The sequence below is a fragment of the Erwinia sp. S43 genome (assembly GCF_016624745.1).
GTDB lineage: Bacteria > Pseudomonadota > Gammaproteobacteria > Enterobacterales > Enterobacteriaceae > Erwinia > Erwinia coffeiphila.
On sequence record NZ_JACVTX010000001.1, the window covers coordinates 421,103 to 439,122 of the forward strand.

Genomic DNA, 18,020 nt, shown 5'->3' on the forward strand with positions numbered 1-18,020 from the left:
TCAGCTCACGCTGGTCTGTTTTTGTGGCCGGCGGTCGCCGCCAATCGTTTCACCAAATGGTCCGGTATTGACCGTTCCCTGACGTTTTTCACCGTTTGTCGCCAGCGGCAGCAGTGGCATAACCAGCTCGGCAAAGCGGTGTGCTTCTTCAAGATGCGGATACCCGGAGAAGATAAAATTGGTGATCCCCAGTGCCTGATATTCGCGGATACGTGCTGCAACCTGCTGCGGGTTCCCCACCAGTGCGGTGCCCGCCCCGCCGCGCACCAGACCAACGCCCGCCCACAGGTTCGGCGCAATGCGCAGGTCGTCTCGCGATCCGCTGTGCAGTGCGCTCATTCGCGCCTGCCCGGTAGAATCCATGCGGGCAAAGATTTTCTGCGCGCTGGCGATGGTGTCGTCATCCAGATGGGCAATCAGTTTGTCGGCTGCGGCCCACGCCTCCTCTTCGGTTTCCCGCACGATAACGTGCAGGCGGATGCCGTAGTCGAGTTGACGACCGCGCTGCTCGGCGCGCTGACGCACCACGGCCAGCTTTTCGGCCACCTGCTCAAGCGGTTCGCCCCACGTCAGGTAGGTATCTACCTGATTGGCAGCCACGTCGATCGCTTCATCCGACGAGCCGCCGAAGTAGAGAGGCGGGCCGTTTTCCTGTACCGGCGGGAAGAGGATTTCAGCGCCTTCCACGCGGATATGTGTACCGTCGTAGTCCACCTTTTCGCCTTTCAGCAGGCGGGAATAGACATCAAGGAACTCTCGTGTGACCTGATAGCGGTCGGCGTGGCTGAGGAAAATGCCGTCACCCCGGTTCTCGACCGGGTCGCCCCCGGTGACCACGTTGATGAGCAGACGTCCTTCCGACAGGCGGTCAAGGGTTGCCGCCATACGCGCAGCCAGGCTGGGTGGCTGTAATCCAGGACGAACCGCCACCAGATAGCGCAGACGGCGAGTCATCGGTGCCAGCGCCGAGGCGACCAGCCAGGAATCCTCGCAGCTTTTCCCCGTGGGGATCAGCACGCCGTAATAGCCAAGATTGTCCGCCGCCAGCGCAACCTGCTGTAAATAGGGCAGATCGACTGCCCGCCCGCCTTCAGCGGTCCCCAGGTAACGCCCGTCACCGTGGGTGGGCAGAAACCAGAATACGTTGATGTTGTCCTGTACCGACTCGCTCATTTGCCATTTCCTATATAACTACATCTGAATTTATTCATTAGAAAGTTACGCTTTGGTTATAAAACACTAAGCAGGAAGCATGCCAATTCTTTATTGAATTTTTATTGTTAAAAATCAGCATATTAAAAACATCTCCGTTATTAATTTTTGCTGCATTTGCAGCAGCGAATGATGATCTTCTGCTGCAATTGCAGCAGCCCGGCCGTTTATCCCTCTCGTCGCCGCTTCCGCGCCAGGATACTCTGGCCGCAGACGCTATTCCGCAGGAGTGAAGCATGCAAAACCCCGCCCCTATACTGATTGACCCGGCCTCTATTGCCTTTCAGAGCGTGCTGGACAGGCTGGCACCTACCGATGCCACGGTGCTGATCGTCGGCGAAACCGGCACCGGTAAAGAGGTGGTGGCGCGCTATCTGCATCATCACAGCGCGCGGCGCGGCGAGCCTTTTCTGGCAGTGAACTGCGGTGCGCTGACCGAAACCCTGGCGGAATCGGAGCTGTTTGGTCACGAAAAAGGCGCTTTTACCGGCGCGGCGGAGCGCCACCAGGGCTGGTTTGAGGCGGCGGAAGGGGGAACCCTGCTGCTGGATGAAATCGGCGAACTGAGCCTGCCGCTTCAGGTGAAGCTGCTGAGGGTGCTACAGGAGCGTGAAGTCACCCGGGTGGGATCGCGCCGCCCGGTGAAGGTTAACGTGCGGGTGATTGCCGCCACCCACGTCGATCTGGCGCAGGCGATCCGCGAACGCCGCTTCAGGGAAGACCTCTATTATCGTCTGAACGTCGCAGCGGTGACCCTGCCGCCGCTGCGCCAGCGCCGCGAGGATATTCCCCTGCTGGCGGATCATTTCCTTAAGGTGTATGCCACCCGACTCGGGCGGCCACAGCTGCGGCTGGCGGAGGATACCGTCGCCACGCTGATGGATTATCCGTGGCCGGGCAATATCCGCGAGCTGGAAAATACCCTGCACAATGCCGTGCTGCTCAGCCGCGAGGCGGTGATCGCGCCGCAGCACCTGCGGCTTAACCCGGTGGCGCTGGACCCTCAACCCGCCAGCGAACTGGCGCTGGATCGCTTTTTGCGCCAGCAGCTGAGCGTTGACAGTGGGCAGATATACCAGCGGGTGCTGGATTCGCTGGTGCGTAATGCGTTTGAACTGAGCGACGGTAACCAGCTACAAACCGCCGCACTGCTGGGCGTCAGCCGCAACACGCTGCGCACGCATCTCGGCCATCTGGGGCTGATCAAGGCGAGGCGCAGTACCGCACGCGGCCTGCGTTTCGATGTCGCCCCAGCCGCGCCGCAGGAACGCGAACTGCGCATCGGCTATCAGAAATTCGGCAATCTCGGCATTCTTAAAGCGCGGCAAAGCCTGGAAGCGGAGTTTGCCAGCCGGGGGATCAGCGTACTGTGGAGTGAATTTCCCGCCGGGCCGCAGCTGCTTCATGCGCTGACCAACCACGAGATCGACTTCGGCACCACCGGCGAAGTTCCCCCGGTATTCGCCCAGGCCAGCGGCAGCCCGCTGCTTTACGTGGCCTGGGAACCGGCCGCGCCGCAGAGCGTGGCGCTGATGGTGGCTAACGACAGCCCGATCCGCACGATTGCCGATCTGCGCGGTAAGCGCATTGCGGTAAACAAAGGTTCCAACGTGCACTATCTGCTGGTGCAGATGCTGGATGAAGCGGATATGAGCCTGGCCGATGTGCGGGTGGTTTACGCGCCGCCGAAATATCCGCTGACGCCAAGCGATCATCACGCGGTGGATGCCTGGATGATGTGGGACCCGCTTCTCAGCGCAGCGGAGTATGACGGACAGCTGCGGGTGGTCGGCGACGGGCGTGGCCGGGTGAACAATCATCAATTTTACCTCACCCACCGCGAGTTCGCCGCGCACTCTGCCGATCTGCTGCATACATTACTGGCAGCGCTGGAACAAACCGGGCGCTATATAGACGGTAATCGTAAAGAGGCCAGCGCACTGCTGGCAACGGAATTGGGCCTGGCACCGCAGGCGCTGTCGGACGCGCTGGTGCGCCGCAGCCATCAGACGAAGCGGATGGATCTGGCGGTGATCCGCGAACAGCAGACCATCGCCGACCGCTTTTATGCACTGGGATTGTTGCCTCGCGCGGTGAAGGTGCGCGAGGCGTTATGGCACGATTAGTGACAGCGTCACATTTTAAGGGTGTTTAGCGTACCCGGTGCTGGCTGTGGAACAGTGCAACCGCACTGAACAGGGCCAGCAGCATCAAGTAGTAACTCGGCGCCAGACTGCTGCCGGTCAGGCTAATCAGCAGGGTACAGATCAGCGGCGCAAAGCCGCCAAACACCGTCACCGCCACGTTATAGCTGATGGCCATGCCGCTGGCGCGGGTAGTCATCGGGAACAGATCGGCCATCATCGACGGTACCGTTGAGAAGTAGACCGATTTCAGCAGCGCCATCCAGCCGACCAGCAGGATCAGCGTGGTCGGACTGGTGTGATTCACCACCAGCAGGAACGCCGGATAAATGGTTACCGCCAGCATAATCAGCGAGCCCCACATCAGCGGCAGACGCCCGACTTTTTCCGCCCACAGCCCCATCAGCGGCGTCACCACCGTCAGAATAATCCCGGCCACCAGCGTAGCGGTAAACGCTGTCGATCCCGGCAGATGCAGGTTTTTAGTGGCGTAGGTCGGCACGTAGTTGAGCATGTAGTTCACGCCGGTGGAGATCACCATCAGCCCCATAGCCAGCAGCAGCAGGTTTTTCTGCTGGCCCATCAGCGTTTTCAGCGGCGCGGCGTGTTTTTCCTGGCTGACGAAGCTGGCCGGTTCATGTACGTGGCGGCGAATATACAACCCCACCGGACCGATCAGCAGGCCGAAGGCGAACGGAATACGCCAGCCCCACTCCTGGATCTGCGCTTCGGTCAGCCAGGCCGTCAGCCCCAGGCCAAAGGCAGACGCCATCAGCGTACTGGCCCCCTGGGTGGCGAACTGCCAGCTGGCGATAAACGCGCGGCGCTCCGGGAAATGCTCAACCAGAAACGCGGTGGAACTGCCGAACTCGCCGCCTGCGGAGAAGCCCTGAATCAGCCTTGCCAGTAGGATCATAATCGGTGCAATCACCCCGATGCTGCTGTAGGTCGGCATCACGGTGATGATCAGCCCGCCGACCATCATCAGCATAATCGACAGCAGCAGCGCCTTCTTGCGCCCGACGCGGTCGGCGTAGGCACCCAGCACAATTGCCCCGAGCGGGCGGATCAGGAACGACACGCCGAAGCTGCCGAAGGTCAGCAGCAGCGATACAGAGGGATCTTCGGTTGGGAAAAACGCATGGGCGATATAGCTGGCGAAGAAACCGTATACCGCGATATCAAACCACTCCAGCGCGTTACCGACGCAGGTGGCAAACAGGGTTTTATACAGATTCGGCTTGACCGCCGCAGGTGTCTGAACGGTGGTACTCATTTTGCACCTCCCTGCGCACGATGGGCCTGATGGCGCGCCAGCAGTGCACTTCCCTGTTCCCCCAGATCCCAGAACAGCCGGGTCATCATCTGTAATCCCTCGCGCGCGATGGACTTCAGCATGTGCTCATCCACCGCGTGCTGGCCGCAGGCCGGATAGGAGTGCGGCACCCACAGCGTGGGCAGGCCGAGGATATCGGCAAAGACATCATTTGGCAGCGAACCGCCCAGATTCGGCAGCAGCGCCGGTTTTTTGCCGCTGGTTTCCGCCATCAGCGCCAGCGCCCAGCCGACCAGCGGGTCGGTAGGATCAAGCCGGGTGGCCGGGGAACCGCGCAGCACTTCAACCTCAACCTGCGGGAAACCGTGGCGATCCAGATGCTCGCGCAGATGTTCACCGATGTGCTGCCAGTCGGTATCCACCACAAAGCGCAGCTGGCACACCGCCGTGGCGCTGCCGGGAATGGCGTTCATCGGCCGCGCCGGGTTGCCGGTCAGGAAGCTCAGCACCTCCAGCGTATTCCAGCCGTACAGGCGCTCGGTTGGCGTCAGCCCCGCTTCACCCCAGGCGGGATCGATAGCCGGGCCGTCGCCTTCACCCACGGTAATATCATCGAGAATAGCCTTAACCGCCGCGCTGATGGCCGGCGGTTTTAGCGCGGCCACCTGCAGCTGACCGTGCTGATTGACCAGGCAGGCCAGCGCATTCGCCAACTGGGTGCCGGGATTGGTCAGCAGGCCGCCCCAGTTGCCCGAGTGGTAGTCGCGGTCGCGGGCGTGAATGCTCAGGCGGAAGTTCACCGCCCCGCGCGAACCGAGGAACAGCGTCGGGCGTTCCGCGTTCAGGCGCGGGCCGTCGGAGGCGATAAAGATATCGGCGGCTAACTCGGACTGGCGATCCCGGCACAGCTGCGCCAGGCCGGGGGAGCTGACTTCCTCCCCCATTTCAAACAGGAACTTGCAGTTAAAACCCAGCGAACCGCGCGCGGCAATCACCTGCTCCAGCGCGGCGATATTCACCGAGTGCTGGCCTTTATTATCGGCGCTGCCTCGACCGTACCAGCGGTCGCCCTCTTCCACCAGCTGCCACGGGTCCAGCCCGCTGCGCCAGTTTTCATCGTCACCGAACACCACGTCGCCGTGGCCGTAGCACAGCACGGTGGGCAGCGCGGGGTCTTCAATACGCGTCGCCAGCAGGAACGAACGCGCCGGTGCCTGCGGGTTCGGCAGCTGCTGGCAGGTAAACCCCAGCCCCTGCATCGCCGGGATCATCTCTTCGTCATAATAGCGCTGGATAATCTCATCGCGATCGTCGCGCTGGCTTTCACTGCGTATCGCCACGCGATTAGCCAGCACGCGCTTAAACTCCCCGCTGTCAAAATACGCCGTCGCGCGGGCTACTGCCTGTTCAGCTGTCATAGACTTTTTCCGTAGTTATGTGTTGGTTTGCGTTTTAACGATCTCTTTCGCGGATCGATGTTGTTATCACTCCATCTAAGCTAATATTCAGCTTTGCCACAATTATCAAAATAACAAACGAGACTTGCTTTAAAAGCAATGCTCATCTGCACCATCACCGATCGCGCACCGTTAAAGAGCACCGCTATGCACAGCACTGAAATTCGCTATTTTCTCGCCGTTGCCAGCAGCGGCTCGCTAAGCGCCGCCAGCCAGCAGCTGTTCGTTGCCGTTTCCGCTATTAGTCGCCAGATCCAGCGGCTGGAGGCCCGAGTCGGCGCACCGCTGTTTGAGCGCCATGCGCGCGGCATGGTCCTGAACGACGCAGGGCAAATATTTGAGAACCACGTGCGGAAAAGCATGATGGACATGGAACACGCCATTGCGGAGATAAAGGGGCTGAAGGCGGTGCGGCGCATCGCGCTGCGTGTGGCCTGTACCGACGGCATGGCATTCAGCCTGCTGCCGGTGCTGTTTACTGAGTTTCGCCAGCTGCATCCGGGGGTCAGCTTTCATCTGACGGTGGGTAGCGCGCTGGAGGTGGCGGAAGTGATTCGCCGTGGCGAATGCGACGTCGCCTTTCAGTTCAGCCTGCACCCGGAGCGCGGCGTGGATGTGGTGGCCGCCTGGTCTGCACCGGTGCTGCTGGTGATGCAGCAAAATCACCCGCTGGCACATCAGCGGATTCAACTGTCCGACCTGCTGGCCTGGCCGCTGGCGCTGCCGGATGCGGGCACTACGGTGCGTCAGCTTTTCGATCTCTCCTGCCGGATGAGCGGCACCTTTGTGGAGCCCACTCTGACCTGTAATAACTTCAGCACGCTCTACTCCTTCCTGCTGAGCACGCCGCAGGCCATCACCATCTGCAGCCAGTTTACGGTGATGTACCAGGCCGAAGAACAGGGCCTGGTACTGAAGTCGCTCGGCAGCGAACAGCTCAGCCAGCGCTCGCTACAGGTGCAAACCGCGATTGGCCGCCCGCACTCTGCCGCGTTGGCGCTGTTCCTGGAGTTCGCCCAGCACGAGCTGAAGCAGCAGGATGAACGCATAAGAACGCGTTACGACTTTTAGCGATTATTTAATATCCACCGGATAGAAAATATGTTTGCCGAACGGATCAACCTCATAACCGCTGACATCTTTGCGCACCGGCTCAAAGATCGTTGAGTGAGCAATCATCACCGCCGGGGCCTGATCGTGCATAATCTGCTGCGCTTCGCGGTACATCTCCACGCGTTTTTCGTGGTTCTGCTCGGCGCGGGCTTTGGTAATCAGCTGGTCAAACGGCTGATAGCACCATTTCGACGAGTTCGAACCGCCGTTGGCCGAAGTGCAGCTAAACAGCGGGCCGAAGAAGTTATCCGGGTCGCCGGTGGCGGTGGTCCAGCCCATCAGCGCCGCCTGATGCTCGCCGTTTTTCACCCGTTTGAGGTATTCGCCCCACTCAAAGGTGACGATAGTGGCTTTGATGCCGACCTTCTGCCAGTCCGCCTGAATCATCTCCGCCATACGTTTGGCATTCGGATTATACGGGCGCTGAACCGGCATCGCCCACAGCTCAACGGAGGTGCCCTGCGCGATACCCGCTTCTTTTAGCAGCGTTTTCGCCTTTTCCGGATCGTATGCGTAGTCCTGCATATCTTCGGCGGCGCTCCACACGCCCGGCGGCAGCAGGTTTTTCGCAGCGGTGCCGGTCCCCTGGAAGACTGCCTCAATAATCGCCGGTTTGTTGATCGCCAGCGTCAGCGCCTGGCGCACTTTGACGTTATCCATCGGCGCTTTTTGGGTGTTGAACGCGAGGAACCCGGTATTCAACCCGGCTTTCTGCTCCAGAGTGATATTCGGGTTTTCACCCAGCCGCTTCAGGTCGGCGGGATTAGGGAACGGCATCACCTGGCACTCGTTTTTCTCCAGCTTGGCGGCGCGCACTGAGGCATCCGGCACGATGCTGAAGACCAGCCGGTCAAGCTTCGCCTTGCCCTGCCAGTATTCCGGGAAAGCGCGGTAGAGAATGCGCGAGTCCTTCTGATACTGCACCAGCTCGAACGGACCGGTGCCGATCGGCACACTGTCCACCTTCTCCGGCGTACCGGCTTTCAGCATCGCGTCGGCATATTCGGCAGAGAGAATCGAGGCAAAGTACCAGGCCAGATCGGCGAGAAACGGCGCTTCGGCATGAGCAAGCGTAAAGCGCACGGTGTGGTCGTCCACTTTCTCGATATTTTTCAGCAGCGTGCCAAACTCCAGGCTTTCGAAGTTGGCATAGGTGCCGTTAGAGACGTTGTGATACGGGTTGGCCGGATCTTTCTGGCGCATAAACGAGAAGATCACATCATCGGCGTTAAAATCGCGCGTGGGTTTAAACGTTTTGTTGCTCTGAAACTTGACGCCCTTGCGCAGATGGAAGGTGTACACCGTACCGTCTTCAGAGATATCCCAGCTTTCCGCCAGGCTTGGGATCAGCTCGGTGGTGCCCGGCGTAAAGTCCACCAGCCGGTTGTAAACCGGCACCGCGCTGGCATCCACGCTGGTGCCGGAAGTGTAAAGCTGTGGGTTAAAGTTTTCCGGCGATCCTTCAGAACAGTACACCAGTGTTTTTGCCGATGCCGCGGAGGCCATTGAGATTGCCAGCGCCGTTAACAGCGTGCCCAGTACCGCTTTCTTCATCTCCATCCTCGCTTTTTATTTGACATTGTCAGGGGGTGGTGCGTAAAACCAGAGAGTATCTGAGTGATAAATATGACATAAATACAGCGATATGCTGAGCAACGATTAAGGAATCCTGATGACTGACTCCCTCGCGCAGAAGCTGACCGACCGTTTTTACCGCTATCTGGCGGTCACCAGCCAGAGCGATGCCGCCGCCACCATCCTGCCCAGTACGCCCGAACAGCACGACATTGCCCGGCTACTGGCGGAAGAGCTGACCCAGTTGGGTTTGCAGGATGTGGTAATCGATGAATTTGCCACCGTGACCGCCGTCAGGCCGGGCAATACGCCGGGCGCACCGAAAATCGGCTTCATAACCCATATCGATACCGTCGACGTTGGCCTGTCGCCGCATATTCATCCGCAAACGCTGCGTTTTGAGGGTAAAGATCTGTGCCTGAATAAGGAGCAGGACATCTGGCTGCGCACCGCCGAGCACCCGGAGATCAACGCCTATCTCGGCCAGGATATTATTTTCAGCGACGGCACCTCGGTGCTGGGTGCGGACAACAAAGCCGCCGTTACGGTGGTAATGACGCTGCTGGAACATCTGCCTGCCGATGCCCCGGTTGGCGACATCGTGATGGCTTTTGTGCCGGATGAAGAGATCGGCCTGCGCGGCGCGAAGGCGCTGGACCTGGAATCCCGCTTTAAGGTGGATTTTGCTTATACCATTGACTGCTGCGAGCTGGGCGAAGTGGTGTATGAGAACTTTAACGCCGCAGCGGCAGAGATCCGCCTGACCGGTGTGACCGCGCATCCGATGTCCGGCAAGGGCGTGCTGGTCAATCCGCTGCTGATGGCGTGGGATTTTATCGGCCACTTCGATCGCCAGCAGACGCCGGAGCATACCGAGGGCCGCGAAGGCTACACCTGGTTTAATGATATGCATGCCAACGCCAGCGAGGCGGTGCTGAAGGCATCCATTCGCGATTTCGACCTGGCAAGCTTCGCCGGACGCAAGCAGCAGATCCACGATGTGGCGGAGATTATTCGTAAAAGCTATCCGACCGGGCGCGTTGAGGTGAGCATCAGCGACACCTACAGCAATATCAGCAACGCCATTGGTGAAGATCGCCTGCCCATCGATCTGATTTTTGCGGCACTGAAGGAGATTGGTGTAGAGCCGAAGGTGATCCCGATGCGCGGTGGCACCGATGGCGCGGCGCTGTCGGCGAAAGGTCTGCTGACGCCGAATTTCTTTACCGGCGCGCATAATTTCCATTCTAAGTTTGAGTTTCTGCCGATTCCCTCGTTCGTGAAGTCCTACGAGCTGGCGGAGAAAATCTGCCTGCTGGCGGCGCGCCCTTTCGTTAAGTAAGCCGGTTAGCGGGCAGACTCTGCCCGCTTCTGTATCAAAGACCCGCCTCCCGGCGCGGCTGCACGCCACCGATTTCCACGCTGTTATTCCTCGTAAACGTATACGCGCAGACGGTGACCGTCCGGGTCGCTGCAGGTAAAAGTATAGCCGAAGTCCATTTCGCTCGGCTGCTGGAGGATTTCCGCGCCGTGCTGCTGCCACAGGCGGCAGCAGGCATCCACTTCTGCGCGGCTTCCCAGGGTGAAGACCAGTTCTGACTGGCTTGGGCCTTTGGTTGCCGGCGGTTGGGTGTCGTCGATTGCCCACAGTCCCAGGCGGCCGGTTTGCAGTACGAACATGTAGTAGATGTCCTCCGTCACCACCGGTTCGGTCTGGAACAGGCGCTGGTAGAATTCGGCACTTTTTTTCGGGTTTTCGACGTAGAGGATGGTGTAATTGAGTGCGTTCATGGTGATTTCCTTTCATTTCGTGGGTTGGTTTGATGTCGGGAAGGATAGCGTTGGGGGGTGACAGTTTCTGTCAGTAGGGGTGAGCTGGGTGTGTGCTCGCACTAACGGGTTGGATATGTTGCCTGTGAGTTTAGTGCCCGCGCTGATGGGCAGGGTAAGTTGCCTGCGGGTTGGGTGCTGACGCTGGTGGGCGGGTGTCTTCCTGCCGGGCCGGTCCTCGCGCAGCTTCGCTGTGCCTTCTCTTCGTTCGTCAGCCTCACGGACCGCCGCAGACGCGCGTCCTGCGCGGCTGCGTCTTTTGCCCACGTCCGTGTGGGCAAATCCGGGCTTCCTCTCTGCGTTCAGCGCTGCGGATGGCCCTTCAGTAAGCCACCTTCCCGCCTGCTTTTCTGCACAGGTGGTGGCTTTACAGAGAAAAAGAGGCTCACTGCTGCGATTCAGCCGTCAATGGCTGGAGGACAGATTTATTACTGCGAGTGAAATTTAGCAGGTATGCGTTCACACTCGTGAGCTGAGTGTGTTGCTTATGGACGATTGCTATCGCTAGTGTGCTGCGTATGTGCTCGCACTACCGGATTGAATATGTTGCCTGTGATTTATGTTCCCGCATTGGTGGACTGGATAAGTTGCCTGTGGGTTGGGTGTTGACGCTGGTGGGCGGGTGTCTTCCTGCCGGGCCGGTCCTCGCGCAGCTTCGCTGTGCCTTCTCTTCGTTCGTCAGCCTCACGGACCGCCGCAGACGCGCGTCCTGCGCGGCTGCGTCTTTTGCCCACGTCCGTGTGGGCAAATCCGGGCTTCCTTTCTGCGTTCAGCGCTGCGGATGGCCCTTCAGGAAGACACCTGCCCGCCTGCTTTGCTGCATAAGCGTCTGCTGGCTGGAAATGAAAGAATTACAATTCAGTAATTCAGTAATTCAGTAATTCAGTAATTCAGTAATTCAGGCATCGACATCTGGTGAAAAGAAAGCACTCTTTATATTGAAGCCTTGCAGTTAGGTTTTGCGGGAAAACACCGGTTAATTACAGAATTGATATGTCCAGGACCTGGGAATATACCAACGATCACGATGTTTAAAATAGCGAGCAGATTGCCCTGCAGCAGCAGATACTGGGCCCCGGCCATCAATGTAATCACAACGATCAGCAAAAAGTCGGTTCGATAAGACAAAGTTAAACGACAGGAATTTAATACAGCGAGCAGATTGCCCAAAGGGGGGGCGGCCTCTGCTGCTGCGTAAGGGCATCCGCAGCGCCGAGGTGAAGCCATTGAGCCAGGAGACGACAGCAGGGACGCTGGCGTCAGGCCGGGTTTGAACAGGGATGTTCAATCCTGGCCGGTCCGACCGGCGCAATGGCGTAACCGAGGGCACCGCAACGCGGCGCGAGGACCGCCCTGAAGCAGCAGCAGAGGCTGAACCCAGCCCCGCGCGTCGCAGCAATTTCTTTTTCTTTAAAAAGCAAAAAACCGCCATCCCCAAGGATAACGGCCAGATAAATGCTCACGCTCCGGCATCTCGCAAAGCGGCATGCCGGAGGTTTTATGGGCTTACTTCACAGAAACATCAATACCCGGGAAATACTTCGCTGCCAGCTTGGTGATCGTACCGTCGGTCTGCACCTTGGTAATCGCCGCATCCAGCTCGCCCTTCAGCTTGGTATCGTCCTTACGCAGACCGAAACCAATACCGGTACCAAGAATCGTATCGTCCTCAACCGCTTTGCCGATAAAACCGAATCCCTTGCCCTGTGGCTTATCGAGGAAACCAGACTGGCCCGCCGCAGACATCACCAGCGTACCGTCCAGACGACCGGCAACCATATCGTTATAAACCTGGTTCTGATCCTGATAGGAGGTTACGGTCACGCCATTCGGCTCCCAGTGCTGCTTGGCGTAAGTTTCCTGAATGGAGCCCTGCAGAACGCCGATGCTCTTACCCTTCAGTGCTTCCGCAGTCGCATCTTTCAGGCCTGCATCGGTTTTACCCACCAGCATGCTTGGAATACGGTAGATAGGCTTGGTGAAGCCGATGCTCTTTGCACGCGCTTCGGTAATATTCATCGCCGAGTTGATGGCGTCGAACTTCTTCGCCGACAGTGCCGGGATCAGCGCATCAAAACTGCTCTCCACCCAGTTGCACTTGAAGTTACCGGCCTGGCAAATCGCGTTGCCCAGATCGATATCAAACCCTTCCAGCTGACCGGACGCGTTGCGGCTTTCAAACGGCGGATACTGAGATTCCAGACCGTAACGCAGCGTTTCCTGCGCCAGCGCGGAGACGGATGTCAGCAGGCCAATTGCCACAAACAGCGCATTCAATTTCTTCATTCACTTCCCCTTATGATTTTGATTAGCGAGGCTTGACCTGGCAGAGCGCGCGTGCACCAGCCTGCAAGGTGGCTTCGTCTTTTGCGAAAGAGAGACGGATCAGTTTATTGTCGGTTCCATCGGTATAAAACGCCGACAGTGGGATAGTTGCCACACCGTAATCAACGATGAGACGTTGTACCATTTCACTATCCGTTTCGTCACTGAAATCCGCATAGCTGGCCAGCATAAAGAACGATCCGGCGGACGGCAGCAGGGTAAACGGCGAATCCTTCAGCAAAGATGCCATCAAATCGCGTTTTTGCTGATAAAACGCCCCTAACCCGAGGTAGTTTTCCGGCTGTTGCAGATAGTCGGCAAACGCTACCTGCATCGGCGTATCGGCAGAGAACATCATAAACTGATGCACTTTCACCACTTCTTCCATCAGCTCTGCCGGAGCCAGCAGATAACCTACTCGCCAGCCGGTAACGTGGAAGGTTTTACCGAAGGAGGAGACAATCACGCTGCGCTGCGCCAGTTCGGGATGCGTCGCCATGCCGTTATGTTTGCGGCCATCAAACAGAATATGTTCATAAACTTCGTCGGACAGCACCACGATATCGGTGTTGCGGGTCAGCGCGGCAAGGCGGTCAAGATCCTCGCGGCTCAGCACCTGTGAACTTGGGTTGTGCGGCGTATTGATGATAATCATCCGGGTGCGCGAGGTGATCGCCGCGCTGACTTCATCCCAGTTAATGGCGAAATCCGGAACCTGAAGCTTCAGACCGATCGGGGTGGCACCCTGCAGGCGAACAATGGGCGCATAGCTGTCGAAAGCCGGTTCGAAGAAGATCACTTCATCGCCCGGATGCACCAGTCCGGCAATCGCCGAGTACAACCCTTCGCTGGCGCTGGCGGTGATCAACACTTCACTGGCAACATCATATTTTTGGCCGTAAAGCGTTTCGACTTTCTCCGCCAGAATCTGCTTCAGGGCCGTGACGCCGGTCATCGGCGCATACTGGTTATGGCCCTGCTGCATTGCCCTGCTGACGCCCGCTACCAGTGCCGGGTCGCAGGGGAAGTTTGGTGCGCCCTGCGAAAGGTTAATCGCCTTATGCTGCGCGGAAAGCTGGCCGATCACCGTGAAAATGGTGGTGCCGACGTCGGGTAATTTTGAGCGCTGCTGCACCGAAGAGGTGATAGTCATGGAAGCTCCAGTCAGAGGTTAAACCGTCGGGTGAATTTGCTTATGCTATTCAACGTGGCGCGGCTTGAGGCGACAAGCGAATTGTTGTCATAATAGCTATGACTTTTAAACATAGCTCAGGGTGTACCTATGTCCCAGCGTCCGCTGCCGCTGAACGCCATTCACGCTTTTATTGTCACCGCGCGCCACCTCAATCTGACCCGTGCCGCAGGGGAACTGTGCATCACTCAGGGGGCCGTCAGCCGTAAGATCGCCTCACTGGAAGCCTGGCTGGGCTTCAGCCTGTTCGATCGCCACGCGCGCGGGCTGCGCCTGACACCGCAGGGTTCCGCCCTGCTCCCCGCGTTACAGGCAGGCTATCAGCAGATTTTCGACGCTGCGCAGGCCAGCAGGCAACAGGCGGTGATTCGGCTTAAGGCCCCGACCTGCGCCATGCGCTGGCTGCTGCCGAAGCTGGTAGCGCTGGAGAAACTGCGGCCCGAGCTGCACGTTTCGCTGACTACCACCGTCGATCACAGCATTCTGCTGGAACACTATGATGCTGCGATCCTTTACGGCAGCAGCGGGCGCGGCCTGCTTCTGTTCGAGGAGGAGCTGACGCCGGTACTCGCAGGTGGCCTGCTGACTTCACGTCCCGCAGATGCCGCTACGCTGACCGCCATGACTTTTTTGCATCCCACCGCCGACAGCCGCGACTGGCAGCTGTGGCTGAAATCCCAGCAGATGTCCATTGCCATGCAGCGCAATCAGCATTTCGCCACCATGGATCTGGCAATCAGCGCGGCCATTCAGGGCTACGGCGTGACGGTGGCGGACGTCACGCTGATTGCGGAAGATCTGGCCATGCAGCGGCTGGTTGCGCCATTCAGCGGCAGAGTGAAAACCGGCGCGGTTTACAGTCTGATCCGTCGTCCGGCAGAGGAAGCCCCGCCGCTGCTGGATGAACTGGTGGCGTGGCTTTCCTCCCATGATGAAACGGCACTCAGCACAGAAAAATGAGCCAGGCAGTTCAGTTACGTTTCGCTCCCGGCTGGTGAAAATTGATTTGCAGATTATGCTGATAGGAGGCCGATCCTGACGTATGTCACCATCGCCAGCCTGCGGCACACGCCTTTTGCCGCCGAGCATTTCTTCATAACGTTAAGGACTTCACTTATGTTCTCCTCGCTTAATAACGGTTTTACCCGGCTCAGCGATCACCCCGATCTGGGCAGGCTGGTACTGCGCGTTTCGCTGGGCGCACTGCTGCTGTTTCATGGCGTATTTAAGCTACAGCATGGAGTGGGCTGGATTGCCGGGCTGTTGCAGGCTCACAACGTTCCAGGGCTGGTGGCCTACGGAGCCTATATTGGTGAGGTTCTGGCCCCGGCAATGATGATTATCGGGCTGATGACCCGCCCTGCGGCGTTTATTATTGTGATTAACCTGGTGGTCGCCACGCTGCTGGTGAAAACCGGCGCATTCTGGGACCGCACTTCGGTCGGTGCCTGGGCGCTGGAGGGCGAAGCGCTGTATCTGTTTGGGGCGCTGGCAGTGATGCTGCTGGGACCCGGGCGCTTTACGATAGTGCAGGACAGTCGCCTGCAATAAAAGAAAAACCACCTCTGAAATAGAGGTGGTTTTGATTCATGATGACCTGTTGCGAGCGCTTCTCAACGATGCTCAGGACGAAACAATGCGCGCCACGTCGTTAATATTGCCGGTGAGGATATTCACCAGGTTCGACACGCCAATCCGCTGATTTTCCTGCATCGAGAAATCAGAGTAAAAGGCAGCATGCGGCGTAATAACAACGTTATCCCGGCCTACCAGCGGCGATCTGGTAATGTACTCATCGCTCTCTTCAACCAGCACATCAAGCCCGGCACCAAATATCAAATTGTTGTCGAGGGCCTCAACCAGCGCCTCTTCATCGATCATCTGACCGCGCGAAACGTTGATAATAATTGGCCGTTGTTCCATTTTGGCAAACGCCTCGCGGTCCAGAATGTTCACATTGCCAGCGTTAAGCGACATGGTTAAACAGATGAAATGACTCTCTTTTAGCAGTCGATCTTTATCTACCAGCGTTATGCCCAGCCCCTCCGCCACCGCTGCCGGGCAGGACGGGGAGAAGGCAATCACCTTCATGCCGAACCCCTGCGCGTTCCTGGCAACGGCCTGGCCGATTTTCCCCAGCCCCATAATGCCGAAGGTGCTCCCTTCCAGCCTGAACATGCCGCTGACGCAGTTGAAGGCATATTTCTGCTTCTGCTCGATGCTGCGCCCGTACGCCTTGATATTCCTCGCCACGGCCAGGCCCAGCGTCATGGCATGTTCACTGACCTCCTGCGTGCAGTATTCAGCAATCACCGCTACCTGAACGTTATTGCGGCTGGCGGACTGCAGGTCGATAAAATTATAACCGGTCGCATTAATCGAAATGCCTTTTAGCCTGCGGCAGGCGGAAATCATGTCATCGGTAAAGGTCACATAGGAAGTCATAATGCCATCTGCATCGGCGATAACTTCGTTTAATGCCTGATTATCGCCGTTGTATTCATGGATAATTACCTCGGTATTCTGACCCAGCTGCTGCTTAAACAGATTAATTTCAGCGGCGACGTCTCTGTCGAGCGATTCTTTATGATCGCAAATCACTATTTTCATTAGAGGAACTCTTTAGACTGCTGCTATTAATTATTGACCAGACGCTCGGAAATTCGATTTTTCTTAACTGCATTTCTCGACAACACCCATAGCGATAAAATAACCGACAGCACTGCCAGGCAGGCCAGGCTCAGGAAGATTATTTTATAAGCCGTCATGGTATCCGCACCCTGGTATTTATCCAGCACCGTGCCGTAAACGGTATTCATAAACAGATCCGGTGAATAGCTAATAATTGAAGCAAAGCCGATAGCCGTTCCCGATACCTTGACGGGGACATTAATTTCTTTAAATGACGAGAACATAATGCCGTACATCGACATGACCAGCCAGCCCGGAATAATTGAAATGATACTGGTTAGCTGGAGATTATCACCGCCGACCATTACCGTAGCGACAATAGAGACGGCCAGCAGAATCGAACCATACATAATCCATTTTAGCGTCGATTTGAAAACTTTATCCGCCAGGTAGCCACCTATTGGCGAGGCAATCATCATCGCCATATTAATTCGCAGAATACTGAGCTCGGCGGAATTATCGGCTGACATCCCCAGCCAGGTCAGATACGGCGTATAATAAGAGCTACAGGTATAAACCGCATAGATACAGAAGAAGATAATCGACACCATCCACACCGAGGGATTCTTCACTACCAGTGAAAGGTCGGCGAATTTAAATTTATCTTCTTCTTTCGTTTCTGACTTTTCGAATCCTTTCAGGAAGAACATCAGGGCAATAGCCGACACACCGGTAAAGCAGGCCATCAGCAGCACGGCCATAAACAGTCCATGGCTGCCGCCGCCGGAATAGCCAAATACTTTCAGACACAGATAATTAATTATCGCCGTTGCGGCACCGTTGGCGCTGTAATAGATGCCATACATTAACCCCTGATCCTGCTCCTCGCTGATTATCCTTACCGCCTTAAGTACGGCGGACCAGAAAACAAACCCGGAAGCAAAGGCCATCAGGAACCAGACCACCAGCGCCGAGGCAAAGTTAAAGAAGAAAGCAAATATCAGCGTTAATGCGGTGGCTGCGAACAAGGAAGCCACCACGGAAATGCGCGGCGACAGTTTGTCGGCCAGAATACCCCCTGGAATATACAGTGCCACACAGCCGAGAGAATACGCCGTCAACAGTAAACCGGAATCGGCATTACCAATACCGAGTGAGGTTAATACGTCATCATAAAAAATATATTTAAGATAGGGAAAGACAAATATCGCACCACCGGAAAAACCCAACAGAAGGAGGGTTATATACTTCTTATACTTTGGCAT

15 protein-coding genes are annotated in these 18,020 nt (G+C 57.3%); 6 read left to right on the forward strand and 9 right to left on the reverse strand.

Annotated features, from left to right (window positions below; translation table 11 throughout):
- Complete coding sequence (ssuD, locus tag IBT47_RS02065) at positions 1-1,173, reverse strand: FMNH2-dependent alkanesulfonate monooxygenase (RefSeq protein WP_200558941.1); 1,173 nt, start codon at positions 1,171-1,173, stop codon at positions 1-3.
- A gap of 104 nt (positions 1,174-1,277) precedes the next feature.
- Between ssuD and IBT47_RS02070 the strand changes: the two genes are divergently transcribed.
- Together IBT47_RS02070 and IBT47_RS02075 are read left to right on the forward strand one after the other, a co-directional pair.
- A complete protein-coding gene (locus tag IBT47_RS02070; protein WP_200558942.1) occupies positions 1,278-1,445 on the forward strand; it encodes a hypothetical protein in 168 nt (55 codons plus the stop codon).
- A gap of 3 nt (positions 1,446-1,448) precedes the next feature.
- A complete protein-coding gene (locus IBT47_RS02075; protein ID WP_200558943.1) occupies positions 1,449-3,338 on the forward strand; it encodes a sigma-54-dependent Fis family transcriptional regulator in 1,890 nt (629 codons plus the stop codon).
- 25 nt (positions 3,339-3,363) lie between these two features.
- Here IBT47_RS02075 and IBT47_RS02080 read toward each other — a convergent pair whose 3' ends face one another.
- The gene (locus IBT47_RS02080) at positions 3,364-4,632 is read right to left on the reverse strand and encodes an MFS transporter (protein ID WP_200558944.1); all 1,269 of its coding nucleotides are present in this window, start codon (positions 4,630-4,632) and stop codon (positions 3,364-3,366) included.
- Positions 4,629-6,050 carry a M20 family metallopeptidase gene (locus IBT47_RS02085; protein WP_200558945.1) on the reverse strand — a complete coding sequence of 474 codons (1,422 nt, stop codon included), beginning with the start codon at positions 6,048-6,050 and terminating at the stop codon, positions 4,629-4,631. The genes IBT47_RS02080 and IBT47_RS02085 overlap by 4 nt, the downstream gene beginning before the upstream one ends.
- Positions 6,051-6,236: 186 nt before the next feature.
- Here IBT47_RS02085 and IBT47_RS02090 point away from each other — a divergent pair, with 186 nt between their 5' ends.
- Complete coding sequence (locus tag IBT47_RS02090) at positions 6,237-7,160, forward strand: LysR family transcriptional regulator (RefSeq protein WP_200546921.1); 924 nt, start codon at positions 6,237-6,239, stop codon at positions 7,158-7,160.
- Positions 7,161-7,163: 3 nt separating this feature from the next.
- Here IBT47_RS02090 and IBT47_RS02095 read toward each other — a convergent pair whose 3' ends face one another.
- A complete protein-coding gene (locus tag IBT47_RS02095) occupies positions 7,164-8,756 on the reverse strand; it encodes an ABC transporter substrate-binding protein (protein ID WP_200558946.1) in 1,593 nt (530 codons plus the stop codon).
- Between the two features lie 118 nt (positions 8,757-8,874).
- Between IBT47_RS02095 and pepT the strand changes: the two genes are divergently transcribed.
- A complete protein-coding gene (pepT, locus tag IBT47_RS02100) occupies positions 8,875-10,119 on the forward strand; it encodes a peptidase T (RefSeq protein WP_200558947.1) in 1,245 nt (414 codons plus the stop codon).
- Between the two features lie 83 nt (positions 10,120-10,202).
- Here the strand turns inward: pepT and IBT47_RS02105 are convergent, their stop codons facing one another.
- The 3 genes from IBT47_RS02105 to IBT47_RS02115 all read right to left on the reverse strand — a co-directional run bounded on the left by IBT47_RS02105 (position 10,203) and on the right by IBT47_RS02115 (position 14,085).
- Complete coding sequence (locus IBT47_RS02105) at positions 10,203-10,568, reverse strand: VOC family protein (RefSeq protein ID WP_105593708.1); 366 nt, start codon at positions 10,566-10,568, stop codon at positions 10,203-10,205.
- Positions 10,569-12,113: 1,545 nt separating this feature from the next.
- Entirely contained in the window at positions 12,114-12,893 is a 780-nt protein-coding gene (locus tag IBT47_RS02110; RefSeq protein ID WP_200558948.1) for a transporter substrate-binding domain-containing protein, read from the reverse strand.
- 22 nt (positions 12,894-12,915) lie between these two features.
- Entirely contained in the window at positions 12,916-14,085 is a 1,170-nt protein-coding gene (locus IBT47_RS02115) for a methionine aminotransferase (RefSeq protein WP_105594640.1), read from the reverse strand.
- Between the two features lie 129 nt (positions 14,086-14,214).
- Here IBT47_RS02115 and IBT47_RS02120 point away from each other — a divergent pair, with 129 nt between their 5' ends.
- Together IBT47_RS02120 and IBT47_RS02125 are read left to right on the forward strand one after the other, a co-directional pair.
- Positions 14,215-15,084 (forward strand): LysR family transcriptional regulator, encoded by an 870-nt coding sequence (locus tag IBT47_RS02120; RefSeq protein WP_200558949.1) that lies wholly within the window; start codon positions 14,215-14,217, stop codon positions 15,082-15,084.
- Between the two features lie 156 nt (positions 15,085-15,240).
- The gene (locus tag IBT47_RS02125; RefSeq protein ID WP_105594642.1) at positions 15,241-15,675 is read left to right on the forward strand and encodes a DoxX family protein; all 435 of its coding nucleotides are present in this window, start codon (positions 15,241-15,243) and stop codon (positions 15,673-15,675) included.
- Between the two features lie 72 nt (positions 15,676-15,747).
- On the opposite strand, the gene IBT47_RS02130 is transcribed toward IBT47_RS02125, so the two are convergent.
- Together IBT47_RS02130 and IBT47_RS02135 are read right to left on the reverse strand one after the other, a co-directional pair.
- Positions 15,748-16,734 (reverse strand): NAD(P)-dependent oxidoreductase, encoded by a 987-nt coding sequence (locus IBT47_RS02130; RefSeq protein WP_200558950.1) that lies wholly within the window; start codon positions 16,732-16,734, stop codon positions 15,748-15,750.
- Positions 16,735-16,760: 26 nt separating this feature from the next.
- On the reverse strand, positions 16,761-18,020 hold the full coding sequence (locus IBT47_RS02135; protein ID WP_105594644.1) for a nitrate/nitrite transporter: 1,260 nt from the start codon (positions 18,018-18,020) through the stop codon (positions 16,761-16,763).